This window comes from Streptomyces sp. CAI-85 (assembly GCF_013363615.1).
In the GTDB taxonomy this organism is placed as follows: Bacteria; Actinomycetota; Actinomycetes; order Streptomycetales; family Streptomycetaceae; genus Streptomyces; species Streptomyces antibioticus_B.
In genome coordinates this window covers 195,720-222,202 of sequence record NZ_JAANNX010000001.1, presented here as the reverse complement: position 1 = coordinate 222,202, position 26,483 = coordinate 195,720, and the positions used below count along the sequence as shown (strand labels likewise).

Sequence of the window (26,483 nt, the reverse complement as noted above, 5' to 3'; positions counted from 1 at the left end):
CAGGGTTGCACAGGGTCAGGGTTCGATGAGGCCGGCCCGGATGGCGTACCGGGTCAGCTCCAGCCGGTCCCGCAGACCGAGCTTGTGGAGCAGGTTGGCGCGGTGGCGGTGCACGGTCTTGACGCTGATGAAGAGGATCTCGGCGATCTCCTTCGAGGAGTGTCCCTCGGCGACCAGCTTGAGGACCTCCTCCTCGCGCGGGGTGAGGAGCTGACCGGCGTCCTCCTCGCCGTGTCTGACCCGGTCCAGGTAATTGCGGATCAGGGCGGTGACCGCGCCGGGGTAGAGGAACGGCTCGTCGCGCATCGCGGCGCGGCAGGCGGCGACCAGATCGCGGTCGGCGACCGACTTCAGCACGTAACCGCAGGCCCCGGACTTCAGCGCCTGGAACAGATACTGCTCGTTGTCGTGCATCGTCAGCATCAGGATCCGCAGGCCCGGCTTGAGCGCGGCCAGCTCGCGGGTGGCCTGGAGACCGGTCAGCCGGGGCATGGCGATGTCGAGGATCGCGAGGTCCACGTCCGTGTGGCGGGCCGCCTCGACGGCCTCGGCACCGTCCCCGGCCTCGGCGACGACCTCCAGATCCGGCTCCCGGTCCAGGATCAGCCGCACCCCGAGCCGTACGAGGGCGTGGTCGTCGGCGAGCAGGATGCGGATCGGCCTCGGTGGCGCGGCGGTGCTGGTCGTCGTGGCTGTGGTCGTGGTCGTGGTCGTGAGGGGCGACGGCCTGGTGGCCGTGCCGGGTTCGGGAGGGTCGTTCGGCTCGGACATGGTCAGTGCTGCTTCCTGGGGGCAGGGGTGGTGAGGCGGATCCGGGTACCGGTGCCCGGGGTCGAGGTGATGTCCAGGGTGGCCCCGGCGAGCAGGGCCCGTTCACGCATCCCGCGGATGCCGGCGCCCTCGCAGGCGACCTCGGTGCCGCGGCCGTCGTCGGCGATCTCCAGCACCATCGCCCCGCCGGCGCCGCGCAGGCTCACGTCGACCCGGCCGGCGTCCGCGTGCCGGGCGGTGTTCGTCAGGCTCTCCTGGGCCACCCGGTACAGGACCAGCTCGGCCTCCGGGTCCAGGGCGGGCAGATCGGCGTCGAAGCGGCGTACGACGTGCAGCCCGGTGTGGGTGGCGAAGTCGTGCGTGAGCGAGGTCAGCGCGCTGACCAGCCCCAGGTCCTCCAGGACCCCGGGGCGCAGCCGGCGGACCAGCCGGCGGACCTCGTCCAGGCTGCCGCGGGTGATCTCCTGGGCCTGGTGGAGCTGGGCGCGCAGCGGCTCGGGGGCGTCGTCCGCGGCACGCCCCAGCACCAGCAGGATCGCGGTCATGCTCTGCCCGACCTCGTCGTGCAGCTCCTGCGCGATCCGGCGGCGTTCGGCCTCCTGCGCGAGCAGCACGCGGGCGCTGGCCGTGGCCCGCTCGTGTTCGAGCCGGTCGAGCATGGCGTTGAAGGTGCGGATCAGCTCGGGGACCTCGCCGCCGCGCCCGCCGCCCGCCGGGTCGCCGTTCTCCGGGTCGCCGCCGCCGGGCACGGGCAGCCGCTGTCCGGGGCGCAGCAGGTCGACGGTGGCCATCAGGCCCGTCAGCCGGTCCAGCGGCGCGAGGCCCCAGCGCAGCAGGGCGGCGTTGGCGACCAGCATGACGGCGAGGCCGCCCACCAGGATGACGGCCTCGGTCAGCAGCACCGGCACGGAGACGGTCACCGGCGCCCAGAGCAGCAGCGCCGTCGCGGCACCCAGCACCAGGGCGTTGAGCCCGAAGATCCGCCAGAACAGCGACACCGGGAAACGCCTCCTCACCTTGGAAACAAGCAGCCTCCGCCCCATCTTGCCTTGCAATATGTGCGCGGTCGAGAGATTACGTGCCCCAGTTCCGAGGTCATCGAGTACCCATGCCCTGCATACCGCGGTCCCGGTGTGGTCACCGCGGACCACCGCAAATGGGTTCTGTGCCCGATGGGATTCCGGCGCCGGGACGGCCAGAGTCGATGGGGACCGAGCCGCCCGGTTCGGCAAGCGCCCCCCCGGTCGTCCGGGCCGCGCCGCACCGGGCGGCCTTTGCCGCGTGGCCCACGTGGCCCGTGGCGCGGAAAGGAGTCCACCGTGCAGCTCGACACCTCCCAGACCGACCCCCACCCCGGCCGGCTGACCACCCACGAGGCCCGCCAGCGCCTCGAACACGCCCGCAACAGCCGGATGGCCCAGCTCCGGGCCCTCGACGAGGGCGGTCAGAGCGCGGACGCCCATCTGATGTCCGCGCAGGCCGAGGCGATCCGCCGGGTGCTCAAAGAGATCGGCGAGGCGTTCGCCCGTATCGACGACGGCTCCTACGGCGTCTGCGGGGGCTGCGCCAAGCCCGTCCCCGTGGAGCGCCTGGAGATCCTCCCGTACACGCGGTACTGCGTCGCGTGCCAGCGCCGCGCCGCCGCCTGAGCCGAGTCCCGCCCTGCGCACAAGGGGTGAAGTGGTGAACCACCAGACCATCGACGGCCAGCCGGCCGACGACCAGCCCGATGACCGGACCGACGCTCCGTCCGACGACCGGTCCGCCATGGACGGCCGCGCCGCGCGCCTGTCGCCCGACGACCTCGCCGCCGTCCGGGCAAGCCTGCGCGAACAGCGCCTCTTCCGTGAGGAGCAGCTCCGGCAGATCGCGTCGGCGACCGCCCGCGCCGCGACTCCCGCGCATCGGCGCCGCACGGCCCAGGACGAGGTCGATCTCAAGCTCGCCGCCTCCGCCCGCATGGTCCTCGCCGACGTGGAGGCGGCGCTGCGGCGCCTCGCCGAGGGCCGCTACGGCACCTGCCACCTGTGCCGGCGCCCCGTCGACCGCGAACGGCTGATGATCGTCCCGCAGGCCCGCTACTGCGCGCGATGCCAGCAGGTGCGGGAGGCCGGACGATGACCCTGATCCGCCGTCCCCAGAGCGTCCCGCCGGGCAAGCACCGGCCCTGGCCCCTGTGCCGGCGCTGCTGCGGTCTCGCCCTCGACATGGGCAGCGCGCGCACCCGCGCCTGGATAGCGGGCCGCGGCACCGTCCTCGACGTGCCGACCGTCACCCTCCCCGGCGTCGGAGGCGTGCACCCGATCCAGCGCGGCGCCATCGTGGACGTGCCGGGAACGTCCCGCATGCTCGACCGGATCCTCGGCGACCGCCTGCCCCGCCTGACCCGGCCCCTGGTGGTGATCACCACGCCGGTGCTGGACGGCCCCACCTACCGGGAACGCGCCCGCGCCGCCGTGCAGGTCCTGAGCCCCTACGCGGTCCTGACCGTCCCCACCGCACGCGCCGTCGCGCTCGCGGCGGACGCCGATCTGTCCCGCCCGCTGCTCGTGGTGGACATCGGCGCCCATCTCACCGAGGTGGTGCTGCTGGTCGACGGTGTCGTCTTCGACGCCCGCCGCACTGCTTTGGGGACCACGGACATCTCCGGCACCGGTGCCGCCGGGGATGTCGTCGACGCGGTCACCACCATGATCACCTCGATGCTCCGGCAGGACCGTACGTCCCTCACCGCCGACGCCCTGAGCCGGGGCGCCCTCCTGGCCGGCGGCGGCGCCCTGCGCCCGGACCTCCTCTACCGGCTCGGCGGCACCCTGCACGCACCGGCCCGCGCCGTCCCCGCGCCGCACACCGCCGCGCTGCGCGGCGCTGCCACGATCCTGCGGGCGGCGCACGCCCACCCGTCGGTCACGGGCGCGCCCACGGCGGGGGACCTGCCCGACTGAGGCCCGGGGCGCGCGCCACCGCCGTCCCCTGACGACACCCTGCGCGGCCCCGGCCTGCCCTACGCACCCCTGGAACCGGCCTGCCCTACGCACCCCCGGAAGGAGAACGACCGTGTCCGGCCCGATACCCCCCGCGCAGCCGCCGCCTGGCTCCGGCCCCGGCCCCGAGCACGACCCCGATCCCGACGAACCCGTACGACCCCTGCCCCTGCTGCTCCGCCCCGTCCCCTTGTGGCGCTGGCGGCGCAACCCCCTGCGGCGGCGGACCGACCGGCTGCTCGGCTGGATCGGGCTGGGACTGCTGCTGCTCGTGCCGGTCCTGGGCCTCGCCGCCACGTTCGCCGTCGGGGACGCCGCCCATCTGCACTACCGCGCGACGGCCGAGCAGCAGGCCAGGACCCGGAGTCTGCTGGCCGCGGTCCTCGTCCACGACGCCCCGAACCACCCCGAGCCCGGATCCGACGAGGCGCGCCAGGCCCGCTACCCGGTCACCGTCCGCTTCACCGCTCCCGACGGACGGGACCGCACCGCGAAGGCCGACGTGCTGCCCGGTCTGACCGCCGGCAGCACCGTCACCGTGTGGACCGACCGCCACGGGGCGCTCACCGAACCGCCCCTGACCACCGAGCAGATCCGCAGCCGCACCATGGGATGGGCGCTCCTCGCCTTCATGGCCGTCGCCCTCGCCGGATGCGCCGTCCACGGCGCCGCCGCCCTGGTCCTGCACCGCCGCAACCTCGCCGCGTGGGACGGGGATTGGGCCCGGACCGCGCCCCGCTGGACCACCTCGCCCTGAGCCGCCGTGTCCGGCCCGGGGTCCAGAGCGTGGACAGCTTCTGGCGCCCGGCTGTCTCCTGCTGTACAACTTCCCCCGTGATCCACGAAACCCTTGTACGCCGCCTGGTCGTCGACCTGTGCCGCCGTACGGCTTCGTGTTGTTGATCCTTTCCTTCTGAACGGCCGCTGCCACGCGGGGCGTTGCCCTGCCCGCCCGCCGTCACCCGCCTCCGGTCACCGACCCGGCCGCCTCCGCTTCCCCCGCGTGGCGCCGGGTGTGCTCGTCATGTCCTTCCGAGGCCCGTGGAGGCCCTCCTTGCCACCCTCCCCGCCCACCGCCCCCGCCGAATCGGCCGCTCCGCAGGAGGTCGACGCCGACGGCACCGCCGCAAGCCGGCCGTCCGCGCCCGACACACCGCGCCGTACCCGATCCCGGTCGCTCGCCGCGCTGCGCCGACTCGCGCTGCCGTTCGGCTCGCTGCTGCTGTTCCTCGTCGTCTGGCAGGCGGTGGCGAACAGCGGCGCCTGGAGCGAGACGCTCGTGCCGCCGCCCGCCAAGGTGTGGGACGCGTTCGTCGCCGTCTCCACCACCCATGACGGCGTGCGCGGCTACAACGGCACCTATCTGATCGAGCACTTGGGCATCAGCCTGCGGCGCATCGCCTTCGGCGCCGGCATCGGCATCGCGCTCGGTGTCCTGTTCGGGCTGGTCATGGGGACCGTCGGATGGGTGCGGTCGCTGTTCGAACCGTGGATCACCTTTCTGCGGACCCTGCCGCCGCTCGCCTACTTCTCCCTCCTGATCGTCTGGCTGGGCATCAACGAGGAACCCAAGATCACCCTGCTGGCGGTGGCCGCGTTCCCGCCGGTCGCCGTCGCCACGACCACCGCCGTCGCCGCCGCGCCGCTCCACCTCCAGGAGGCGGCCCGCGCGCTCGGGGGCTCGCGCCGGGACGTCGTCCGCGACGTCGTCCTCCCGTCGGCGCTCCCCGAGATCTTCACCGGCGTCCGGCTGGCCGTGGGGGTCGCGTACTCCTCGCTCGTCGCCGCCGAACTCGTCAACGGCCTGCCGGGCATCGGCGGCATGGTCAAGGACGCCGCCAACTACAACAACACCCCTGTGGTGCTCGTCGGGATCGCCGCCATCGGCATCTCCGGCCTCGTCATCGACGGACTGCTGCTCTGGCTCGAACGCACCGTCGTGCCCTGGCGCGGCCGCGCCTGACCCGTCCCTCGCCTCCGCCTCCCCCGCCGTACAGCGCATCGATCCTCTACAGAAACAGGCCAGTCATGACCCCTTCGCAGCCCAGAGTCAGCACGGGACCGTCCCAGGGGCGGCCGACCCGCCGCGCCCTGCTCCTCGCCGCGCTCGGCGCGGCCGCCGTCGCCGCCACCGGCTGCTCCTCGGGGGACGACGGCTCCTCCGGCGGCGCCAAACGGCTGCGCATCGGCTACTTCGCCTTCCCCAGCATCGACTTGCTGGTGAAGAACCAGAAGCTCCTGGAGAAGGCCCTTCCCGACCACAAGATCTCCTGGATCAAGTTCGACTCGGGTGCCAGCGTCAACCAGGCTTTCATCGGGGGCTCGTTGGACATCGCGGCGCTGGGATCCAGCCCGTTCGCCCGTGGGATAGCGGGCAGTTCGCCGATCCCGTACAAGGTCGCCTTCGTCCTGGACGTGGCGGGCGAGAACGAGGCCCTCGTGGCGCGCAAGGCCGGCGGGATCACCGACGTGGCCGGGCTCAAGGGCAAGACGGTCGCCACACCCTTCGCCTCCACCTCCCACTACAGCCTCCTCGCCGCGCTGGAGCAGGCCGGTCTGAAGGCGTCCGACGTCAAGCTGATCGACCTCCAGCCGCAGCCGATCCTCGCCGCCTGGCAGCGCGGTGACATCGACGCGGCCTACGTCTGGCTGCCGACGCTCGACGAACTGCGCGAGACCGGCGTCCAGCTCATCAGCAGCAAGGAGATCGGCGCCGGCGGGAAGCCGACGCTGGACCTCGCGGTCGTCTCCGACGAACTGATCGCGAAGGACCCGGAGGCGATCGAGACCTGGCGCAAGGTGGAGGCCGACGGGCTGCGGCGGCTCGCCTCCGACCCCGAGGGCTCGGCGCAGGCCATCGCCAAGGAACTCGGCATCGGCCTCGCCGACGCCAAGGCCCAACTGTCCCAGGGCGTCTTCCTCACCCCGGAGCAGGTCGCCTCCGCCGACTGGCTCGGCACCGAGGGCAGCCCCGGCAAGCTGGCGACCTACCTCACCGACACGGGCGCGTTCCTCGCGGACCAGAAGCAGATCGACTCCGCGCCGACGGAGGAGACGGTCCGCAAGGCGCTCTACCTGAAGGGGCTGCCCGATGGCCTCAAGTAGCGAAGTCACCGGCAGGGAAAAGACGTTGGAGGCCGCCGCCGACGACGGTGAACGCCCCGGAGCGATCCGGCTGACGGACGTCACCCACCGCTACGGCCGCGGCGCCGACGCCGTCACCGCCGTAGGACCGGTCGAACTCGACGTGCCGCCGGGGGAGTTCCTCGTGCTCGTCGGCCCGTCCGGCTGCGGCAAGAGCACCCTGCTACGGCTCATCGCCGGCTTCGAGCAGCCCACCCAGGGCACCGTACGGGTCTCCGGCGCCGCGCCCCGGCCCGGGCAGGCCGCCGGGGTCGTGTTCCAGCAGCCGCGCCTCTTTCCGTGGCGCACGGTCGGCGGGAACGTCGACCTCGCGCTGCGCTACGCCAAGGTGCCCAAGGACCAGCGGGCCCGCCGCCGCGCGGACCTCCTCGAACGGGTCGGGCTGGAGCAGACCGACGGACGGCGGGTCTGGGAGATCTCCGGCGGCCAGCAGCAACGCGTCGCCATCGCCCGCGCGTTGGCCGCCGAGAACCCCGTCTTCCTGCTCGACGAGCCCTTCGCCGCGCTGGACGCCCTGACCCGCGAACGGCTCCAGGAGGACGTGCGCCGGGTGACCGCCCAGACCGGCCGTACGGCGGTGTTCGTCACCCACTCCGCGGACGAGGCGGTGTTCCTCGGCTCCCGCGTGGTGGTCCTCACCAGGCGCCCCGGCACGATCGCCCTGGACCTGCCGATCCCGCTCCCGCGCGGTGACATCGACCCCGAAGAGCTGCGCGCGTCCCCGGAGTTCGCGGAACTCCGGGCCAGGGTCGCCCACGAGGTGAAGGCCGCGGCGGCCTGAACCCGCCGACGAGCCGCCGCACCACCGTCCCGATGAAAGGAGAGACGGACATGACCGTCATCAGTGAGCAGGCGTACGCGGCCCAAGCCGGTTCCCGGGCCGAGGAGTTCGCGGGGCTGCGGATCACCCCGCTCGGCCCGAGTTTCGGGGCCGAGGTGCACGGCGTGGATCTCGGTCGGATCGACGACGCCCGAGTGGAGGCGCTGCGGGCCGCGCTCACCGCGTACAAGGTGCTGTTCCTGCCGGGCCAGGACATCGACGACCACGCGCAGATCGACTTCGGGCGCCGGCTGGGCGAGGTCACCGCGGGGCACCCCGTGCACGACTCCGGTGACGTGCCCGACGAGGTGTACGCGCTCGACAGCCAGGACAACGGCTTCGCCGACGTGTGGCACACCGACGTGACCTTCGTGGCCCGGCCGCCGGCGATCTCCGTGCTGCGCGCCGTGGTCCTGCCCCCGAACGGCGGCGACACCTCGTGGGCCGACAGCCAGCTCGCCTACGAGTCGCTCACGCCCGGCCTGCGGGCGCTGATCGACCCGCTCACCGCGGTCCACGACGGCAGCCGCGAGTTCGGCTACTACCTCGCCCAGCGGCGCAAGGGACGCGGCAACGTCTGGGAGGGCGAGGTGTTCAGCTCCCTCGCCCCGGTGGAGCACCCCGTCGTACGGGTGCACCCCGAGAGCGGGCGCAAGGGCCTGTTCGTCAACCCGGGCTTCACCTCGCACATCACCGGCGTCTCCGAGCACGAGAGCCGGGGCATCCTCGACATCCTCTACGCCCATCTCACCAAGCCGGAGCACACGGTGCGCCACCGCTGGCAGCCGGGCGACGTGGCCCTGTGGGACAACCGGGCCACCTCCCACTACGCCAACCGCGACTACGGCGACCAGCACCGCGTCATGCACCGCATCACGCTGCGCGGTGACGTCCCCGTCGGAACGGGGGCGGCATCGACGGCGGCACCGACGGTGTCACCGGCGACGGCGCGTGGCTGACACGACCCGGCCCGCGCCGCCCTCCCGGACGGCGCGGGCCGGGCGGCTGTCACTGTCCCGGCGCCAGCACGTACGTGTTGAGCGTGCCGACGGTGCTCAGCGGGGACGGTGACCCCACCTCGTAGCGGTCCACGGCAAGGTAGTTCGGCTTCTTGCGGGCGGCCGGCGTGCAGAAGTTCTGCGCCCGGTTGAGGAGTTTGCCGTTGTCCGTCTCGATGGTGGAGCCGATCGGATAGTCCCGGAAGTGGTTCATGACGAACAGCGGGTGGAACGCGGTGGAGTCCACGGTCAGCGGACGCCCGGTGCCCCAACGGCTGTAGCAGGACCAGTCCGAGCTGCCGATCCCGCCGCCCATGGACCAGTAGTTCTCCACGGTCCACTCCCGCTGGTACAGCACACCGAACGTGTCACGCGCCGCCCACCCGCTCGCGCTGTCGCCCGAGCGCGTCCGGTCGCTGAAGATGAGGAGCTGCTTGCCGCGCGCCGCGAGGTCCGCCATCGTCGGCCAGCCCTTCACGGCCACGCCCTCCTGGTCGGGCCGGTACAGCACGTCGTTCAGCCCGTTGACGGAGGCCAGGGAGGACTTCAGCACGTCGGAGGGCGCGTAGTCCTCCAGGAAGACGGTGACGAACTGACCCGGGTGGGCCTTGAGGAAGTCGACCATGCGCTGGATGTCGGTGGCCAGCGGCACGGGGTTGCTCACCCCGTCGCAACTGTTGTGGCAGAGCACGGCCCGACCCGAGACGGCGTAGTCGTCCAGCATGAACGCCCGCACGCCGTCGTTGAGTTGACGGTTGATGCCGAGGTTCTGGTTGGGGAACAGGCTCACCGGGAACGACGCGAAGTTGCCGTCGGCGCCGTTGGCGTAGGCGTTGTGCGTGGTGAGGAACGTGACCTGGTCCAGTCTCCGGGTGTCGGCGGACGGCATCGGGGCCGTCGCGTGCGCCACCGGCGTGAGGTACCAGCGGGCGAGGTCACCGCCCGAGCCGAGCTGGACGGCGGCGGCGTCGGACCCCGACCCGGTGAGGTACTGCGAGGTACCGGGCACGCCCACCGTCCAGGTGCCGTCCGCACCGGCGGTGATCGTCCAGGTGGTGCCGGACGCCCCGCATCCGGCGGTCACCGCGGAGGTGCCGTTGCGGCCGAGGCAGACGTTGGACTGGTCGGCGTTGCGCAGTTGGTGGCCGCCGTCGACCGCGACCGGGACCCACTGCTGATGGTCCTCGTTGCCCTTCGGGTTGTGCGCGGCGACCGAGCCGCCGCCGGCGGCCGCGTTCAGGCCGGTCGCGTAGTTCTGGAGATACACCGAGAAGGTGGGCACGGCCGCCGCGGCCTGTCCCGGGGACAGGACGGGCAGGGCGAGGGCCAGTGCGGCGGTGCCGCACAGGGCGCGCAGGGGGCGCAGGCGCACGAGGGGTTCCTTTCGCGCAGAGCGAGGGGGTGGCAGAGGCATGACACACCGGAACGGGCCGTGGTGCCACCGTTTCGGCCTCAATTCCCGGTGAACCGGGGTTGGTTGAGGATAGCTGTCACTCAACGCCACCGATCTCGCACGTACGGTGTTCATCCGCCGCCTCCCGTTCGACGACTTCACCCGCCTCCAGGGCGACGATCCGGTGGGCCCGCGCGGCGGTGTCCAGATCGTGGGTGATCAGGACCAGGGACAGGTCGTCGCGCTCGTGGAGCAGATCAGTGAGAACGCCCAGGATCTCCCGGCGGGTGACCGGATCCAGGCCCGAGGTGATCTCGTCGCAGATCAGAACGCGCGGCCGGGCGAGCAGGGCGCGGGCCAGCGCCGCACGTTGGAGTTCGCCTCCGGAGAGCTGCCCGGGCCGTCCGCGCACCAGCCCCTCCGGAAGGCCGAGTCCGGCCAGCACGGCGAGGGCCTCCCGGGTCGCGTCGGCGGGAGCGGCGCCGCGCAACCGGACCGCTGTACGGGCGACCTGGTGCAGGACGGGCCGGTGCTCGTCGAAGGCGGCACGCGCGTCCTGGAACACGTACTGCACGGCCGCCAGTTGCCCACGGTCGCGGCGGCGCAGGCTGCGCGGCAGTGGCATGCCGTCGAGGAGGATCTCCCCGTCGTGGTCGCGGTGGAGGCCGGCCAGACAGCGGGCCAGCGTGGTCTTCCCGCTGCCCGAGCGACCGACGACGGCCACGCACTCGCCCGCGCTAAGGTCGAGTGCGGGCACCCGCAGCACCACGCTCGTGCCGTGTCCGCCGTCCCGGTGACGGGCGGTCAGATCACGGACCCGCAGGACGGGCCGACCGGTGTCGACAGGATGCTCTCGAGACGTGAACTCCGCCTCCTCGGCCAGCAGTTCACGCGTCCACTCGTGCCGGGGCGCGGACAGCAGACGGTGCGCAGGCCCCGACTCCACGACCTGTCCCGCCCGCAGGACGACCACCTCGTCGGCGAGCGCCCGTACGACGTCCAGGTCATGGCTGAGCAGGACGACGGCGATACCGCGCGCGGCGACGGACGCGAACCGTTCGATGACACGGCTCTTGGTCGACGCGTCCTGACCGGTGGTGGGTTCGTCGGCGACGACGACCCGGGCGCCGAGCAGAAGGGCCTGCGCCAGCACGACACGCTGCTGCTGACCCCCGGAGAGCTGATGCGGATAGCGCCCCGACATCTCTTCCGCATCCGTCAGTTGAGCTTCCGCAAGGGCACGGAGAACGCGTTCGCGGGCCGCCGCCCGGCGCCGCCCTCGGGGCAGGTGGCGCACCTGAGAGCGTGCGATGTCCGTCAGGAGCGCGGAGACACGACGGGCGGGGTTGAGGGCCGCGGCCGGCTGCTGGGGTATGTAGCCGACCAGGCCGCCCCCTGACAGCCGTACGTCACCGGAGACTTGAGCCCTCGGCGGGTACTCGCCCAGCAGGGCGAGGCCCGTGGTGGTCTTGCCGCTGCCCGAGGCGCCGATCAGGGCGGTGACCTGTCCGGCGCGGGCCGTGAGGCTCACTCCGTCGACGATCGCCCTGCCCCCGATCTCGACGCGCAGGTTCCGGATCTCGGCCGCGGGTTCCCCGGTGCGGTCGTCGCGGCGGGAGAGACGGTCGGTGTGTTCGGCATGGTTCACCGGTGTGCCTCCATCCCGGCCTGGTCGCGGAGGGTTTCGGACGGCCGCGGTCGCTTCCGGGACGTGCGGCCGCCGTCCGTGAGCGCCGCGTCGAAGAGCAGGTTGGTGCCCGTCGTCAGCGCGACGATCAGCAGGGCGGGGACGACCACGGCCCACGGCTGCACGAACAGGCCCGTGCGGTTGCGGTCGACCATGACCGCCCAGTCGGCGGCGTCCGGCGCGACCCCGACACCGAGGAACGCCGCCGTGGCGACGAGATAGAGCACGCCGGTCAGCCGGGTCCCGGCGTCGGCGACCAACGGGCGCAGCATCGCGCGGCCGACGTGTCCGACGGCCAGCCGCCACCAGGTCTCGCCCTGCATGCGCAGCGCCTCGACCGCCGGGCGGGCGGCGATCTCCGTGGCGGCGGCGCGCACCATGCGGGTCGCGTCGGAGACGTTCACCAGCACCACGAGCAGCGTCAGTCCGACCGCACCCGGCGAGAACACGGTGGCCGCCAGCAGGATCAGCAGCAGCGACGGCACGGCGAGCAGCACGTCGAGGGGGCGCATCACCAGTTCCTCCACCAGCCGGCGGTGGGTGAGGGCGACGGCGAGCCCGAGCGGCAGCGCGACGAGATACGACAGGGCGGTGGCGGCGAGGGCGGTCAGCACGACGGGCCGGCCGCCGTGCAGCACCTGCCCCCACACGTCACGGCCCACGAAGTCGGTGCCCAGCCAGTGCCCGCCGCCGAGGGTGAACGACACCGTCCGCGGCCCCGGATCACCGGCGAACAGCGGTCCGAGCAGGGCGAGTACGAGCGGGACGGTGACGATGGCCGCACCGAGGACGAAGCGGCCCGTGCGCGGCCGGTTCACGCGGCCACCCCCGCCCGGGGCGCGAGCCGGCGCAGGACGAGGTCCGTGCCCAGGTTCAGTACGACGGTCACGGTGCCGAACACCACGGCGAGCCCCTGGACCACCGGCATGTCCCGTTCGGCGACCGCGTCGAGCAGCACGGTGCCGAGGCCGGGGATCGCGTACAGGGCCTCCACGACGATGACCCCGCACAGCAGCCAGTCGATCGTGCGCGCGAGATGCTGGGCGGCCGGGGCGAGGGCGCCCGGCAGCGCGTGGGTCCAGGTGACGCGTGCCGGGGAGACGCCGTAGCGGCGGGCCTGGGCCACGTAGGGGGAGCCGAGCGCGTCGATCATGCCGGCCCGCACCAGCCGGGACAGCGAGCAGACCGGGCGGGACGCGAGGACCAGCACGGGCAGGACGAGCGCCGACGGATGGGCGAGCAGATCGGTGCCGTAGCCGACGGCGGTCGGCGGCAGCCAGCCGAGCCGGAGCGCGAGGACGGTCACCAGCAGGGTGCCCAGGGCGAATTCGGGCACCGCGTACACGGCGAGCGTGACCGAGCTGATCCACCGGTCGGTGCGGCGCCCTTCGCGGCGGGCGGCGAGCACGCCGAGGCCGAAGCCCGCCGGGATCAGCAGGGCCACGGTGAGCGCGGCCAGGACGAGCGTCGGGCCGAAGCCGTCGGCGATGTAGTGGCCGACCGGGCGGCCCGACACCAGCGAGGTGCCGAAGTCGCCCCGCACCAGTCCGGCCGTCCAGTCGGCCAGCCGCTCGTACGCGGGCCGGTCGAGCCGCATGGTCTCGCGGATGGCCTCGATCCGGGCCGGGTCGGGCTGGTCACCGGCCAGCGCGACGGCGGCGTCGCCCGGCAGCGCCTCGGTGAGCGCGAAGACCAGGACGACCACCGTCCCGGTCTGCACGGCACCGAGGAGCAGCCGCCGGGCGACGAAGGAGCGCAGTCCGCTCACGCCAGCCACACCTTGTCGAAGCGCGCCCAGTCGAGCGTGTTGGCGGGCGCCTCGGCCACAACTCCCTTCACCGCATCGGACGTTCCGATGATCCAGTCGGCGAAGCCCCAGATCAGGAATCCGCCCTCGGTGTACAGCCGGCGCTGCATCCGCTCGTACACGGCGGCGCGTTCGGTGGCGTCGCGGGTGGACTGGGCCTGCCGGTAGAGGGCGTCGAAGTCCTTGTGCTTCCACTTGGTGGCGTTGGTCGTGGAGTCGGTGAGCAGCCGTTGGGAGATGTGGGACTCGATGGGCATGGCGCCGGAGCGGTAGCAGCACAGGGTGCCGTGGTCCAGGATGTCGGCCCAGTAGGAGTCCTTGCTGCCCATCCGCACGTTCACGGTGACCCCGGCCTGCGCGGCCTGGTCGCGGAAGATCCCGGCGGCCTCGGTGAATCCGGCGGCGACGGACGAGGTGTCGAGGGTGACCTCGAGCTTCTCGGCGCCGGCCCGCTTGAGCAGGGCGCGGGCCCTGTCGAGGTCCTGCTCGCGCTGGGGGAGGCCGTCGGCGTAGTACTCGTAGCCCTTGCCGAACAGGTCGTTGCCGACGACACCGGCGCCGGACAGCGCGCCGTCGACCAGTTCCCGGCGGTCGGCGATGAGGAAGAACGCCTGGCGCACCGACGGGTCGTCGAAGGGGGGCCGGTCGGTCTTCATGCAGAACGCCTGCATGGCGCTGTTGCGCAGCCGCACGATTTCCACGCGCCCCTTGCCCTCGTGGGCGCGGGCGGTCGCCGGGTCGAGTTCATGCGCGTACTCGACCTGACCGCCGAGGAGCGCGTTGACGCGGGCGGACTCCTCGTTGGCGACCACGAACTCCAGTTCGTCCAGGTGCGGGGCGCCCTCCCAGTAGTCGTCGAAGCGGCGGAAGGAGGCGGAGCGGCCGGGGGTGAAGGAGGCGAACCGGAAGGGGCCGGAGCCGATCGGGGCGGTGTCGAAGTCGGAGGCGCCCTCCGGGACGATGTAGGCGCCGAACGCGGCCAGGACGTTGGGGAATTCGGCCGTGGGCCGCTTGAGGACGAACTCGATGCCGCGCTCGCCGGTGGCGCGGCTGGCGTCGAGGTCGATGGGCTCCAGGGACGCCTTGGCGCGGAACGCCTGCCGGGGGTCGGCGATACGGCGGTAGCTGTGCAGGACGTCGGCGGCGGTGACCGGCCGCCCGTCGTGGAACGTCGCCTCGCGCAGGGTCACCTGCCAGCGGTCCAGGGACGCGTTGGGCTCCCACTTCTCGGCCAGTCGGGGCTGCGCGGACAAGTCGGCGCCGTAGTCGGCGAGTTTGTCGTAGAGCGCCTTGGCGCGGGCGGCGTCGGCGAAGAGGGACGCCTTGTGCGGGTCGAGGGTCTCACCGGCGCCCCCGCCCGCGAACGCGGCGCGCAGCCGCCCGCCACGCCGGGGAGCGCCGTCGCCCTTGCCCTTCTTGTCGGTGCCCGCGTCGTCGGATCCGGCGCAGCCGGCGAGCGCGAGCGCGCCGAGGGAGGCGGCACCGGTGGCGGCGAGGAAACCGCGTCGGCGCAGGCCGGGGAGACGTTCGTCGTACATGGGGTTCCTTGGGATGTCGTGAGGTGGGATGCCGTGAGGTGAAAGGTCAGCGGACGGGGGAGAGGCGGGCGACGACGTGCAGCCGGTCCGCGTCCGCGGTCGCGCCGGGCAACAGCCCTTCCCGCCATGCCGGTTCGGTGCGCGGCCCGGGCCCGTCGTGGAGTTCGAGGACGTCGAAGCCGTGCGCCCCGAGCAGATGGCGCAGCTCCTGCGGGAACAGCAGCCGCCACGCGGACCGCTGCTCGACCGGTTCCGGACCGTCGTCCACGGTCCATACGCGCGTACGGCGCAGGAGTTGGGCCGTACGGTCCACGGTGAGCGTGGTCGTGGACCGGTAGACGCTGCCCCGCCAGGTGAACGTGTCGACGGCGGGCGCGTCCAACAGGTCGGTGCGGCCGAGGAAGTAGGCGCCGTTGCGCATCTCGGCGACCAGCAGACCGCCGGGGGACAGGGCCTGCCGGCAGGAGGACAGGAACGCGTCGAGCTGGGCGTTGGTGTGGCAGTACAGCAGGGAGCTGTCCAGGCAGACCACGGCGTCGAACTCGCCCCGGCCCAGGTCGAATCCGCGCAGATCGGCGTGGACGTACACCGGTCCCGGATGGTGGGCGCGGGCGTGCGCGAGCATCGCCTCGGACAGATCGGCGCCGGTCACCCGCCGCCCCACGGTGTGGAGACGGGCGGCGTCGCGTCCGGTGCCGCAGCCGATGTCGAGCACCCGCGTCCCGGCGCGATGCCGGCGCAGACAGTCCTCGGTCCAGCGCGCGGCGAGCCGGTCGGGATCGGGGAACCGGGCCTCGTACAGAGCGGGGTTGTCGGTGAGCAGGTTGCGGGCGGCGGTGGAGGCCGTGGGTATGGACGTCACGGGTGTGGAGTTCACGGGTGTGGAGGTCATGGGTGTGGAGGTCATGGGTGTTGTCGTCTCCTTCCTCGCGGGCCTCAGACGGCGGTGGCCACGGCGGGCTTCGCCGGTGCGGGCAGCGATCCGAGCCGGTGCAGCCAGGCCACGCCCAGCGCGGACGCGCCCCCCACCAGCGCACAGCCCACCCACGGCAGCCAGCCCGCTCCGCCCCGGTCCCCGAGGTCCATCACCCAGCCGACGAAGGCGTTGCCGACGGCGGCGGCGATCCCGGAGACCATGTAGAACACGCCGAAGTACGTGCCGGTCAGCTCGGCCCGGCCGAAGCGGGGCACGAGTTCCATCACGAACGGCTGGGCGACCATCACCCCCAGGTGGAGCAGCAGCGCGCCGAGCAGGACGGGCAGGGCGCGCAGCACCGCGTCGGCCGGACCGGCCGGGCCGTCGGAGCCGCCGGCCACGACGGCGGGCGGCAGGAACGCCAGGGCCATGAGCGCCAGGCCCGTCGTGATCCAACGTGCCCTGTTACCGCGTGATTTGAGGGCTCGGGTGACGCGCAGTTGCAGCGCGATGTTGGTGACCGTGCCGACGACGAAGACGAGCCCGGCCGCCCCGTCCCAGCCGGTGGCGTGCCGTGCCCCGTCGGGCAGCAGCAGATAGAGCTGGCTCTCCAGGGTGAACAGACCGACCATGGCCAGCGCGAACCACAGGAAGGCCCGGTTGCCCAGCACTTCACGCCAGTCCGCGCGCAGTGTGCTGCGGTTCGGCCGGACCGCGCGGGCGGGCAGCACCAGCGCCTGTGCCACGGTCAGTACGGCGAAGATCGCGGCGGCGGTCAGCGCCGACGCCCGGAAGTCCACCAGCAGCAGCGCGCTGCCCAGCAGCGGGCCGATCAACGCCCCGGTGGTGGCGAACACGTTGAACAGGGCGAACGCCTCGGCCTTCCGCTCGCCCGCCTCCTGGGAGAGGTAGGCGCGCACGGCGGGGTTGAACAGTGCCCCGGCGAGCCCGCTGAGCATCGACGCGGCCAGCAGGACGGTCAGGTCGTCGCCGAACGCGAACAGGGCGAACCCGACGGTGCGCAGGGCGCAGCCGGCGATGATGACACCGCGTGCGCCGAGCCGGTCGGAGGCCGAGCCGCCGATGAGGAACAGCCCCTGCTGGCTGAGGTTGCGCACTCCGAGGACCACGCCGACGACGGCCGCCGACAGGCCCAGGTTCTCGCCGAGATGGGTGGCCAGATAGGGGATGAGGAGATAGAAACCGGTGTTCACACCGAGCTGGTTGACCAGCAGGAGCTGGACCGCGAGCGGAAACGTGCGCGCCTCACGCCACGTCCTCATCGACCGCCACCTCCTCGACTCCCAGGCCGGGCCGGTCACTTGCCCGGACGAAGCCGTCCTGACCGCCGATCCCCGACCACGGGTCGCGGGCCAGCAGCAGATGTCCGTCGAGGTCCGCCCAGCGGGCCCGGTCGGCGAGGTGGACGGCGGGCGCGAGCCCGAGACTGCTGGCGGTCAGGCAGCCCAGCATCAGCGCGGTGCCGCTGCCGTCGAGCACCTCGGCGATCCGCAGGGCCGCGTGTACGCCCCCGCACTTGGCGAGCTTGACGTTGACGCCCTGCACCCGCCCGGCCAGCCGGCGCACGTCCGCCAGGCCGACGGCGTCCTCGTCGGCGATCACGGGCAGTGGCGAACGCTCGGCCAGCGCGCCCAGCGCCTCCGGGTCGCCGGGCGCGAGGGGCTGCTCCACGGCCTCCACGCCGAGGTCGGCGAACCGGGGCAGCAGCGCCTCGGCTTGGGCCGCCGTCCAGGCCCCGTTGGGGTCGAGCAGCAGCCGCGCCCCGGGTGCCGCGTCCCGGACGACCCGGACGCGTTCGACGTCGTCCTCCGGATCGGGGCTCCCCGCCTTGACCTTGAGGATCCCGAAGCCGCTCGCCGTGAGCGCACGCGCCTGGGCGGCCGCGTGGGCGAGCGAGGTGATGCCGATGGTGCGCGCGGTGGCCGCGACCGGCGGCCGTACCGCGCCCAGCAGTCGGTGGACGGGGCGGCCCGCGCGCCTGCCGACGAGGTCGAGCAGCGCGGCCTCCACGGCGGCCGTCACGGCCGGCGGAACACCTTGGCCGCTCAACTCGCCCGCCCACAGCGCCTCCAGGGCGCTCTCGGGATCGGGGAAGCGGGCCAGACCGGCACCGGCGGTGCCGAGAAGCCGTTCCAGCGACGCGGTGTCGAGACCGTAGTAGACACTGGTGACGGCCTCGCCGTGGCCGGTGACACCGTCGTGCTCGACGGCCAGCCATATCGCGTCACGGGAGGTCATGGTGGAGCGGGAGATGCGCAGCGGCTCGGCGAGATCGAGCCGTACGGTGCGCAGACGGGCCTTCACGGGGTCCTTTCCGGACGGGGCGAGTCACCCAACGGGCTCAGCGGATTCAGTGGTTCGCGCGGATTGAGCGGGCTCAGCGGATCGGTGACGCGTGTGCAGCGCGCCCAGCCGGTCGCCTCGGCCGCGCCGGGGTACGGGATCTCCACCGGCCGGCCCGCCGCCGAGGCCGGGTCGAGTCGGTGGGCCGAGGCGAAGTCGTCGTCGTAGACGGTGCCGAGGTAGCGGTGCGGCCCGTCGGGGAAGACGGTGGCGACGACCGCGCCGGGGTGGACCCGCGCGGCCCACGCGGCGACCCGGGCGGCGGCGCCGGTGCTCCAGCCGCCGCTGACGAAACTGCCGCGCGCCAGCCGTCGGCAACCGTCCACGGCCTCGGCCGGGCCGACCCAGTGCACCTCGTCGAAGGCGTCGTAGGCCACGTTGCGCGGGTGGATGCTGCTGCCCAGGCCGCGCATCAGCCTCGGCCGGGCGGGCTGGCCGAAGATGGTGGAGCCGGTCGCGTCGACCCCGATCAGCCGCAGCGCGGGCCAGCGCCGCCGCAGCGGGCCGATCACCCCCGCGCTGTGACCGCCCGTGCCCACGCTGCACACCAGGATGTCCAAGTGGTCCAGCCCGTCGACGAGTTCGGCGGCCAGCGAGGCGTAACCGGCGCTGTTGTCGGGGTTGTTGTACTGGTCCGGCCAGTAGGCGTCCGGCAGTACGGCCAGCAGGTCCCGCAGCCGGTCGAGCCGCGCGGCCTGCCAGCCGCCCCGGACCGCCGGACGGTCCACGATCTCCAGCCGGACCCCGTGGGCACGCAGCAACTGCCGCATGGACGGCTCCAGTTCACTGTCGCCGACCAGGACGACGGGATGGCCGAGCGCCTGACCGGCGAAGGCCAGCCCGACCCCGAGCGTGCCCGACGTGGACTCCACCACCGGCGCCCCGGGCCGCAGTTCACCGCGCTCACGGGCGCCCAGCAGCATCGACACCGCGGCCCGCGCCTTCATCCCGCCCGCCGCGAGCCCCTCCAGCTTGGCCCAGAACCCCGGGTGCGGGCCCGGCAGATCGACCGTGACCCGGACCAGCGGCGTACCGCCGAGCAGGGCGAGCAACTCCGGGCGGGCCGCCCGGCACGGAGCGGTCGTGGTCATCACGAGCCCTCCGGACACGCGCCGCCGTAACGGTGCACTACGCCCGGACCGCCGTCGATGTACCGGTGCACGACACCCGGACCGCCGTCGAGCCAGAAGAACGGATACGGCTCCGCGCACACCGCGCTCACCCCGTGCCCGAGGAATCGCGGCAGCACGGCGCTCCCGGTCTGCGCGAACATCACCACCTGCTTGCCGTGCCGCACCGCGTGCCGCCGCAGCGGCTCGAAGGTGCCGTTGCCCAGGGTCATCCCCGACACGAGCAGCGCGTCGCAGCGGCCGGCCGCCGCGAGCGCGTCGGGCACCACCTCCTCGCCCCACTCGGTCCGGCCGCCCTTGAGATCGCAGGGCACATAGCCGAGCCCCCGCCCGCGCAGCTCCGCCAGCAGGGAGTTGACGACGCCCACCACCAGCACGGTCGCGCCCGGCGGCAGTTGGAGCAGTTCAACGACGGCCCGCGCGCGGGCCACGGACTTCTCCAACGACGTCCCGGCGGGCAGCGCGACGGGCCGCGCCCCGTTGTCCGGCGTGTGCGGCGCGAGGTGCATCAGATAGGCGTCCAGCGCCGCCACCCGCACCGCGGGCAGCGGATGTTCCAGCAGCCGCGCCACGTCCGCGCCCGCGCACTCCTCCACGGCACGCTCCGGCAGTGCCCCGGGCTCGACCGCGCACGAGCCCACGGCGGCCCCGAGCCGCAGACTGAGAACCTCGTTGCGATAGCCCCCGGACCGCCCCTCGTGCCGTACCGCCTGCCGGGTCGTGAACGCCACGGCGATCCGCAGCCCGGCCGGATCCGGACCGAGTCCACCGGCCCGCACACACGCCACCAGCTCGTCGTACGCGGCGAAGCGCGCCGTGCGGGCGGCACTCGTCGTGCCACTCATCACGTCACTCATCGGATCACCAGCCCCGACCGCAGCTCGTCGAGGAGGGCCTCGACCCGGGCGCGGGCACCCAGCCCGGCGGGGTCGCCCGCCATGACGTGCCCGAGGTACTCGTTGTTGCTGCGCGCCGCGCTCACCCGCCGGCCCGGCCCGGGCAGCCCCACCTCCAACACACCTGGCGCCGCGCCGAGGCCGCCGTCGTCCAGGGATTCGACGGTGCCCGAGGTCTCCGGCACGAGGAAACCGACGGCCGCGCTGCGCAGCCCGGTGTCACCGCCCCGCAGATCGGGCTTACGGCCCAGGGACACTTCCACGAAGGCGGCGGCCAGGTCGACGCCGGTCACATGACGGACCAGTTCGGTGATGCGGTTGCCCGCGGGGCGCGGGTTGACCTCGACCACGCGCGGACCGGCCGAGGTCAGCTTGATCTCGGTGTGGGCCACCACGCCGTCGGTCAGACCCAGCGCCTCCAGCGCGGCGAGGGCGGTCCGCCCGGCGGCCTCGGCGTCGTCGGCGACGAGCGCGGCCGGGAACATGTGCCCGGTCTCGATGAACGCGGGCGCCCCGCCGATGCTCTTGTCGGTCACGCCGACCACGTGCACCGTGCCCGCGTGGGACACCGTCTCGACGCTCACCTCGGGGCCGTCCAACAGCTCCTCCAACAGGACCGCAGGCGCCCGGCGCTGACCTCGGGCGTTGACGGGGAAGGCGGCCAGCTCCCTCACGCAGGCGGCGAGTTGCTCCTCGTCGTCCACGCGCCGTACGTACATGCCCCCGCACAGGTCGACCGGCTTGACGACCAGCGGATAGCCGATGCCGTCCGCCGCCCGGCTCAGGTCGGCCCACTCCTCGTGCACGGCGAAACGCGGCCCCGGAACCCCCGCCTCGGCGAGGATCCGGCGGGTGGCGTCCTTGCGGCAGGCGGCCTCCACCGCCTCCGGGGCGGCACCGGGCAGCCCCAGCCGCGCGGCGATCCGGGCCACGGCCGGCAGGTAGTAGTCGCAGGACGTGAGCACCCCGTCGAAGCGCAGCACCGCGTGCAGCCGCTCGATCTCCGGCAGCAGGGTGTCGGTGTCGTTGGTGTCGGCGGTGATCACATGGCGGGCGCCGAGCAGCGGGTGGGCCGTGCCCTCGGGCGCCGAGCGGAGGTAGTGGTGCAGATCGCGGGTGAGGAAGGTGAACTCGTGCCCGCCCTCCCGGACCGCCCGTGGCAGGAGTCTGCTCATCGACCCGACCCAGCTCTCGACCATCAGCAGATGAGCCACAACTCCCCTTTTCACGACAGCGGTTCAGACTTCGGGGCAGCCCGGAGAAACCCTCGGAGGGAGGGGACGGGGGCCGCGCCACCGACACGCTATCGATAATCATTTTCATTTACCAGTCCCTCTGCGGGACTGGCCGGCGGGAAGGGGGGATGTCGCCGTACGGCCAAGGGGCCTTACTCCTGGGGCCTGCACCCCCAGGCGGTGAGCATGCCGGCCGACAGGGCGGCGCAGTCCTCGGAGTCCAGGTACCGGATCGCCGCGTCGATGTCCGCGTCGCCGACCAGACCGGTGGCGCGCATCGCCGCCCTGCTCCGCTCCCAGGTGTCCGCCCAGAAACGGCTGATGGGACTGCCCGGCAGCAACGGCGGGACATGCATCTCGGCGCCGACGGACACCAGCCCCGCCCCGCGCAGCAGATGCGGATACGACGGCACCCAGGAGACATCGGTGCCGATGGTGGCCCGGAGCCCACGCCACATCGCCCGCATCGCGACGCTGTAGGGCGTGTCGCCCGGCTGCCCGGCGGCCAGGTCGCTCGTCAGGTCGACGGCGTCACTGAGGACCAACACACCGCCGGGCTCGACCAGTTCGGCCAGCGCCCTGATCAGACGCTCCCGCTCGGGCACGTGCATCAGCACGAACCGCGCGTGCACGAGCCGGAACCGGCCGGGGGCGAAGTCCGGGGCGGTGACGTCGGCCTCCAGCACGTCCAGCCCGGGCACCTGGCGTGCGCGCAGGAACCGTACGTCCCGGTCCACGGCGAGCACGCTCGCCACCCCGGCCTCGGTCAGCAGCCCCAGGGAGACCGTCCCCGTACCGGCCCCCACGTCGAGGCAGCGCCATCCCGGGCCGGCCCCGAGGGACCGCAGCCGGGTCAGCGTGACGTCGTCGTAGGTCAGGGCGCCGTAGTCGATGCGCTCGCCCTCGCCGGCCTGTTCCGGGCGGAAGACGGCCTCGCCGTACCGCCCCTCGCCGTCGTCGGAAGATCTCATGGCCGGACCTCTTCATGCAGGTGGGGGCGGGGGGACGGTGACGCCTCCCCGATCCTCCACAGACGCCGGTTCCCTCGGCCGAGGCGCGCCGTCACGGTCCACCGGCCGCCCGGCACGGCGCAACGCGAACGAAATCGCAGATGCCATGAGCACTGGTCATACAACCTTGCACCAGCGATGCTTTCCGATCTTTCATATGGGTATATGCGTCTGCGTGACAGGTCCCTCTCTCGCAGCCGCCGGTACGGCCGTCGGGCCGCCGGCGGAAGTCGTGCTCGCCGGTGACGTGGCCCGGCCGTACCGTCTGACGGTGCCCGACCTGCTGGCCTGGCCCCAGCGGCAGGCGGACGTCGCCTTCGAGTGCGCCACCAGCGGCGTCCAGCACCACCGTTTCACCGGCCCGCTCCTGCACGACGTGCTCGTGGACGCCGGTCCCGTCTTCGACTCCGCCCGGCGCAAGGACCGGCTGCGCTTCCTGATCGCCGTGCGCGGCGCCGACGGTCACCACGCGCTGCTGTCGTGGGCGGAGATCGACCCCGACTTCGGACAGGCGCCCGTGCTGCTCGCCGTCACCATCGACGGCACCCCGCTCGACCGCGCCGGTCCGCAACTCGTGCTCCCGCAGGACCGTTGCGGCGCCCGCCACATCAGCGCCATCGACACGATCCGCGTGGACGGCGGCTACCGGGCGTGGACGTGAGGACCTGAGACCGCGACAGCCGGGCTGTCAGTGGTCCGTGGCACGATCCCGGACATGACTGCGATCGACGAGCGGTTCGTCCACGACATGGCCGAAGCCTCCGGCGTACCCGGCGGCGTGGCGCGGGAGTTGGTCGCGCGCTCCCGACCGTGCCTCTACCTGGTGCCGTACGAGGAACTGCCCCCGGACCGACGGGAGAACGCCCGCCCCGCCGCGCGCACGGGCGGGCTGCCCGTGCTGCCGGACGGGGTGGACCGGCCCGACGGCAAGGAGCCCCTCGTGCTGACGGTCGACTGCGCGGCTCTGCCCCGGGACGTGCTGGACATCGAACTGCCCGCCGACGGGCACCTGTTGTTCTTCGTCGACATCGAGTACCCGCCCGAGACCTCCGTCGTCCTCCACGTCCCCGCCGGGGCGCCGGCCACCGAGCGCGCCCCGACGTACACCTACGACGGTGAGGACATACGGATCAGGGTCTACGAACCGCGCACCCTGTACCCCTTGGCCGGTCTGACCCTCGACAGTGAGGACGACTGGCGCACCGGCCCGGAGACCAGCGCGTTCCAGGACGGGGACGGCAGCGAGGGCGTGCTCGACCGCTTCGAGGAAGCCGTCCTCGCCGCGGCCTCCGGCGGCAGCCGGCCCGGAGTCTGTGTCCAGCTCGGCGGGTTCTCCGACCCGTGGGACATGGCACCGGACGACGGCGACGACGTGCTCCTCGCCCAGATGGCCGGACAGGCGGTCGACTACGGCGTCTTCACCATGAACCTGATCGTCGGCACCCGCGAGGACATCGCCGCCGGACGCTACGCCGACCTCCGCTACGAACAGCAGTGTTGACGACCGGCGCGCATACCCTCCTCACGCGCCCGGCGGGCGGAAGCCGACCTGGCGGCGGGTGGCCTCGTCGATCTCCTCCACGGTGAGCAGGGGAGTGGCCCGGGTGTGCAGGGCGCCGCTGGCCTTGACACTGAGGCTGACGGCGGCCATGGAGACCGGGTCGGGGAAGTCGATGATGCCGATGAAGTCGTCCTCGCCGAAGGCGAAGTACAGGGCCTCGACCGTGCCGCCGAGTCCGGCGACGACCTGCTCCACGGCGGCACGGCGGCCGCTCGCGCCCTCGGCGAGGAGCCCCTTCGTGCCCTCGGGCGTATAGCTGGCCTGGATGAGGTACTTCGGCATACGGCTGCTCCCTGCGCGCGAGGTGGACGCAGGGTGGACTTCCCGCTGCCGACCCGCCCGCCGCTCACCGGGCGCCCGGATTCACCCGTTGGAGGGGGCGAGCGGTGGTGTCCCGTCCTCGACGGGGATGCCAAGACGCTCGGCGACGGTCGTGAGGGCGGCCCCCAGCGGGAGGGCCACCCGGGTCACGGCGTGCCGGTCGCCGCGGGTGGGGTCCCGGTTGACGATCAGCACCGGTGTCCCGGCCTCGGCGGCCTGGCGGACGAACCGGAGCCCGGACATCACCGTCAGCGAGGAGCCCAGGACCAGGACCGAGGCCGCCTCACGGACCAGGCTGCGGCAGTGCTCGACCCGCTGCGGCGGGACGGTCTCGCCGAAGAACACCACGTCCGGCTTGAGGATGCCGCCGCACATCGCGCAGGGCACCACGTGGAAGTCGCCGATCTGTTCGTCGGTGAGGTCGGCGTCGCCGTCGGGGTTGATCTCCGCGGCCACCGGGTCGAAGCCCGCGTTGGCCTCCTCCAGCCGCCGGGCGAGTTCCCGGCGCGGGGTGAAGGTGCCGCAGGTGAGACAGACGACCCGGGCCAGGCTGCCGTGGAGCTCCACGACGTCCTCGCTGCCCGCGGTCTGGTGCAGTCCGTCCACGTTCTGGGTGATGACGCCCGAGAGCAGGCCGTGCCGCCCGAACGCGGCCACGGCCCGGTGCCCGGCGTTGGGCAGCGCGCGGCCGAAGGTGCGCCAGCCGAGGTGGCTGCGCGCCCAGTACCGCCGCCGGGCCCGGGCGCTCGCGGTGAAGTCCTGGTAGGTCATCGGGGTGTGCCGGCTGAGGCTGCCGCCCTCGCCCCGGTAGTCGGGGATGCCCGACTCCGTGGAGATGCCGGCCCCGCTGAGGACCAGCAGACCGCCGCCGGCCACCGCCTCGGTGACCTGGTCCAGGTCCGTGGTGCCCGGCGGCAGGTCCTCGGTGGGGGTCCAGCTCAGAGTGGGGCGCATGCGCATGCCGCAAGGGTACGAAAGTCGTCGCCGTCACTGAGCCGCCGTCACTGAGATGGCCTGCAAGAAGGCCGATCCGGGGCCCACCGCTTGAGAACACCGGCGGGCGGGCAGACAGTGGGATGCATGAGCCGTCACCGACGTCCACCGCGCAGAACGGCGTGGCTCGTGGGCGGGACAGTCGTCCTGGTGGGAGGCGGTCTGGGCATCTGGGCGCTGACGGCATCGGACGGCGGGACGCCTCGGCCGACGCCGACCCCGTCGAGTGACTTGTCCCTGCCCACCTTCTATCCGTCGCCGTCCGCGACGGCCAGACCGGAGACGTCCGGCACGGCCCGCCCGAGCCCCACGGAGTCCCGGCCCTCCGGCACGCCCACGGGGACGGCGACGACCGGGCGCCCGACGGCCCGCCCCAGCGACCGTGCCACGGCCGGGGCGACCACCCCGAAACCCCCCTCCACACGTCCCTCGGCCGCACCGCGGACGACATCGACACCGGTACGGCCACCGAAAACGACACACCCACCGAAGCCGTCCAAGCCACCGAAGCCACCGGTGACGACCAAGCCGACGCTCACCCTCTCCGCCTCCGCGACGGCGACCGACGTGCCCCGGCCCACACCGACCGGGCCCGTGCCGACCGTGTCCGTACCGCCCACGACCGTGCCGCCCACGACCGTACGGCCCACGACCGTGGCGCCGACCCCGGCCACGAGCCCACCCCGGACACCGCCGCCCACGGTCGGAAGCACCCCGTCGACCACCACCGTCTGGTACACCTCCGCCGTCGCTCAGGCCGCGGCCCGGCGCATGGCCGCCGCGGGCCGGGTCGGTGACCCGGTGTGTTCGATGGCGGCCCTCGGCAACCCCGACCCGAGGCTGGTCCCGCAGGTCAGCCGTATCGGCATCGGTACTTCGCAGGGCTACTGGTGCCTGATCTGGTGACGGCCGACG

The 26,483-nt window shown here is 73.1% G+C and carries 28 protein-coding genes; 11 read left to right on the top strand and 17 right to left on the bottom strand.

Annotated features, from left to right (window positions below; all coding sequences use genetic code 11):
* Positions 1–15: 15 nt before the first annotated feature.
* Together G6W55_RS00905 and G6W55_RS00900 are read right to left on the bottom strand one after the other, a co-directional pair.
* The gene (locus tag G6W55_RS00905; protein ID WP_175518773.1) at positions 16–771 is read right to left on the bottom strand and encodes a response regulator transcription factor; all 756 of its coding nucleotides are present in this window, start codon (positions 769–771) and stop codon (positions 16–18) included.
* A gap of 2 nt (positions 772–773) precedes the next feature.
* Entirely contained in the window at positions 774–1,769 is a 996-nt protein-coding gene (locus G6W55_RS00900) for a histidine kinase (RefSeq protein WP_175518772.1), read from the bottom strand.
* Between the two features lie 321 nt (positions 1,770–2,090).
* Between G6W55_RS00900 and G6W55_RS38430 the strand changes: the two genes are divergently transcribed.
* The 8 genes from G6W55_RS38430 to G6W55_RS00860 all read left to right on the top strand — a co-directional run bounded on the left by G6W55_RS38430 (position 2,091) and on the right by G6W55_RS00860 (position 8,678).
* A complete protein-coding gene (locus G6W55_RS38430; protein ID WP_175518771.1) occupies positions 2,091–2,420 on the top strand; it encodes a TraR/DksA C4-type zinc finger protein in 330 nt (109 codons plus the stop codon).
* Between the two features lie 118 nt (positions 2,421–2,538).
* The gene (locus tag G6W55_RS00890; protein WP_175519150.1) at positions 2,539–2,892 is read left to right on the top strand and encodes a TraR/DksA C4-type zinc finger protein; all 354 of its coding nucleotides are present in this window, start codon (positions 2,539–2,541) and stop codon (positions 2,890–2,892) included.
* Positions 2,889–3,716, top strand: coding sequence for a rod shape-determining protein (locus tag G6W55_RS00885; protein WP_175518770.1), 828 nt, complete (start codon positions 2,889–2,891; stop codon positions 3,714–3,716). The genes G6W55_RS00890 and G6W55_RS00885 overlap by 4 nt, the downstream gene beginning before the upstream one ends.
* A gap of 112 nt (positions 3,717–3,828) precedes the next feature.
* Positions 3,829–4,512 (top strand): hypothetical protein, encoded by a 684-nt coding sequence (locus tag G6W55_RS00880; protein WP_309243587.1) that lies wholly within the window; start codon positions 3,829–3,831, stop codon positions 4,510–4,512.
* Positions 4,513–4,809: 297 nt separating this feature from the next.
* A complete protein-coding gene (locus G6W55_RS00875; protein ID WP_375372412.1) occupies positions 4,810–5,718 on the top strand; it encodes an ABC transporter permease in 909 nt (302 codons plus the stop codon).
* A gap of 65 nt (positions 5,719–5,783) precedes the next feature.
* On the top strand, positions 5,784–6,860 hold the full coding sequence (locus tag G6W55_RS00870; RefSeq protein ID WP_175518768.1) for an ABC transporter substrate-binding protein: 1,077 nt from the start codon (positions 5,784–5,786) through the stop codon (positions 6,858–6,860).
* Positions 6,847–7,680: an ABC transporter ATP-binding protein gene (locus G6W55_RS00865; RefSeq protein WP_175518767.1), complete on the top strand. Its 834-nt coding sequence runs from the start codon at positions 6,847–6,849 to the stop codon at positions 7,678–7,680. Before G6W55_RS00870 ends, G6W55_RS00865 begins: the two co-directional genes overlap by 14 nt.
* A gap of 50 nt (positions 7,681–7,730) precedes the next feature.
* Positions 7,731–8,678, top strand: coding sequence for a TauD/TfdA family dioxygenase (locus G6W55_RS00860; protein WP_175518766.1), 948 nt, complete (start codon positions 7,731–7,733; stop codon positions 8,676–8,678).
* 49 nt (positions 8,679–8,727) lie between these two features.
* On the opposite strand, the gene G6W55_RS00855 is transcribed toward G6W55_RS00860, so the two are convergent.
* The 12 genes from G6W55_RS00855 to G6W55_RS00800 all read right to left on the bottom strand — a co-directional run bounded on the left by G6W55_RS00855 (position 8,728) and on the right by G6W55_RS00800 (position 22,654).
* Complete coding sequence (locus G6W55_RS00855; protein ID WP_175518765.1) at positions 8,728–10,131, bottom strand: phospholipase; 1,404 nt, start codon at positions 10,129–10,131, stop codon at positions 8,728–8,730.
* 76 nt (positions 10,132–10,207) lie between these two features.
* Positions 10,208–11,758 (bottom strand): ATP-binding cassette domain-containing protein, encoded by a 1,551-nt coding sequence (locus G6W55_RS00850; RefSeq protein WP_175518764.1) that lies wholly within the window; start codon positions 11,756–11,758, stop codon positions 10,208–10,210.
* Positions 11,755–12,615, bottom strand: a complete 861-nt coding sequence (locus G6W55_RS00845; RefSeq protein ID WP_175518763.1) for an ABC transporter permease — start codon at positions 12,613–12,615, stop codon at positions 11,755–11,757. Before G6W55_RS00845 ends, G6W55_RS00850 begins: the two co-directional genes overlap by 4 nt.
* Complete coding sequence (locus G6W55_RS00840) at positions 12,612–13,565, bottom strand: ABC transporter permease (RefSeq protein ID WP_175518762.1); 954 nt, start codon at positions 13,563–13,565, stop codon at positions 12,612–12,614. Before G6W55_RS00840 ends, G6W55_RS00845 begins: the two co-directional genes overlap by 4 nt.
* The gene (locus G6W55_RS00835; RefSeq protein WP_175518761.1) at positions 13,562–15,142 is read right to left on the bottom strand and encodes an ABC transporter substrate-binding protein; all 1,581 of its coding nucleotides are present in this window, start codon (positions 15,140–15,142) and stop codon (positions 13,562–13,564) included. The genes G6W55_RS00840 and G6W55_RS00835 overlap by 4 nt, the downstream gene beginning before the upstream one ends.
* A gap of 46 nt (positions 15,143–15,188) precedes the next feature.
* Positions 15,189–16,034 (bottom strand): class I SAM-dependent methyltransferase, encoded by an 846-nt coding sequence (locus G6W55_RS00830; RefSeq protein WP_205071923.1) that lies wholly within the window; start codon positions 16,032–16,034, stop codon positions 15,189–15,191.
* Between the two features lie 44 nt (positions 16,035–16,078).
* Entirely contained in the window at positions 16,079–17,341 is a 1,263-nt protein-coding gene (locus tag G6W55_RS00825; RefSeq protein ID WP_175518759.1) for an MFS transporter, read from the bottom strand.
* On the bottom strand, positions 17,325–18,383 hold the full coding sequence (locus G6W55_RS00820) for a dipeptide epimerase (RefSeq protein ID WP_175518758.1): 1,059 nt from the start codon (positions 18,381–18,383) through the stop codon (positions 17,325–17,327). The genes G6W55_RS00825 and G6W55_RS00820 overlap by 17 nt, the downstream gene beginning before the upstream one ends.
* On the bottom strand, positions 18,380–19,513 hold the full coding sequence (locus tag G6W55_RS00815) for a PLP-dependent cysteine synthase family protein (RefSeq protein ID WP_175518757.1): 1,134 nt from the start codon (positions 19,511–19,513) through the stop codon (positions 18,380–18,382). Before G6W55_RS00815 ends, G6W55_RS00820 begins: the two co-directional genes overlap by 4 nt.
* Positions 19,513–20,397, bottom strand: coding sequence for a Rossmann-like domain-containing protein (locus G6W55_RS00810; protein WP_175518756.1), 885 nt, complete (start codon positions 20,395–20,397; stop codon positions 19,513–19,515). Before G6W55_RS00810 ends, G6W55_RS00815 begins: the two co-directional genes overlap by 1 nt.
* An 8-nt stretch (positions 20,398–20,405) precedes the next feature.
* Entirely contained in the window at positions 20,406–21,662 is a 1,257-nt protein-coding gene (locus G6W55_RS00805) for an ATP-grasp domain-containing protein (protein ID WP_175518755.1), read from the bottom strand.
* A 173-nt stretch (positions 21,663–21,835) separates the two neighbouring features.
* Positions 21,836–22,654 (bottom strand): class I SAM-dependent methyltransferase, encoded by an 819-nt coding sequence (locus tag G6W55_RS00800; RefSeq protein WP_175518754.1) that lies wholly within the window; start codon positions 22,652–22,654, stop codon positions 21,836–21,838.
* 214 nt (positions 22,655–22,868) lie between these two features.
* On the opposite strand from G6W55_RS00800, the gene G6W55_RS00795 reads away from it, so the two are divergent.
* Both G6W55_RS00795 and G6W55_RS00790 read left to right on the top strand, forming a co-directional pair.
* Entirely contained in the window at positions 22,869–23,354 is a 486-nt protein-coding gene (locus tag G6W55_RS00795) for a molybdopterin-dependent oxidoreductase (RefSeq protein WP_309243586.1), read from the top strand.
* A gap of 54 nt (positions 23,355–23,408) precedes the next feature.
* Positions 23,409–24,194, top strand: a complete 786-nt coding sequence (locus tag G6W55_RS00790) for a DUF1963 domain-containing protein (RefSeq protein ID WP_254876044.1) — start codon at positions 23,409–23,411, stop codon at positions 24,192–24,194.
* Between the two features lie 21 nt (positions 24,195–24,215).
* Here G6W55_RS00790 and G6W55_RS00785 read toward each other — a convergent pair whose 3' ends face one another.
* The 3 genes from G6W55_RS00785 to G6W55_RS00775 all read right to left on the bottom strand — a co-directional run bounded on the left by G6W55_RS00785 (position 24,216) and on the right by G6W55_RS00775 (position 25,957).
* A complete protein-coding gene (locus tag G6W55_RS00785) occupies positions 24,216–24,536 on the bottom strand; it encodes a GYD domain-containing protein (RefSeq protein WP_175518752.1) in 321 nt (106 codons plus the stop codon).
* Positions 24,537–24,617: 81 nt separating this feature from the next.
* Positions 24,618–25,535, bottom strand: a complete 918-nt coding sequence (locus G6W55_RS00780; protein WP_175518751.1) for an NAD-dependent protein deacetylase — start codon at positions 25,533–25,535, stop codon at positions 24,618–24,620.
* A gap of 281 nt (positions 25,536–25,816) precedes the next feature.
* Positions 25,817–25,957 carry a hypothetical protein gene (locus G6W55_RS00775; RefSeq protein ID WP_175518750.1) on the bottom strand — a complete coding sequence of 47 codons (141 nt, stop codon included), beginning with the start codon at positions 25,955–25,957 and terminating at the stop codon, positions 25,817–25,819.
* A gap of 127 nt (positions 25,958–26,084) precedes the next feature.
* Here G6W55_RS00775 and G6W55_RS00770 point away from each other — a divergent pair, with 127 nt between their 5' ends.
* Positions 26,085–26,474 carry a hypothetical protein gene (locus G6W55_RS00770; RefSeq protein WP_175518749.1) on the top strand — a complete coding sequence of 130 codons (390 nt, stop codon included), beginning with the start codon at positions 26,085–26,087 and terminating at the stop codon, positions 26,472–26,474.
* Positions 26,475–26,483: the final 9 nt, after the last annotated feature.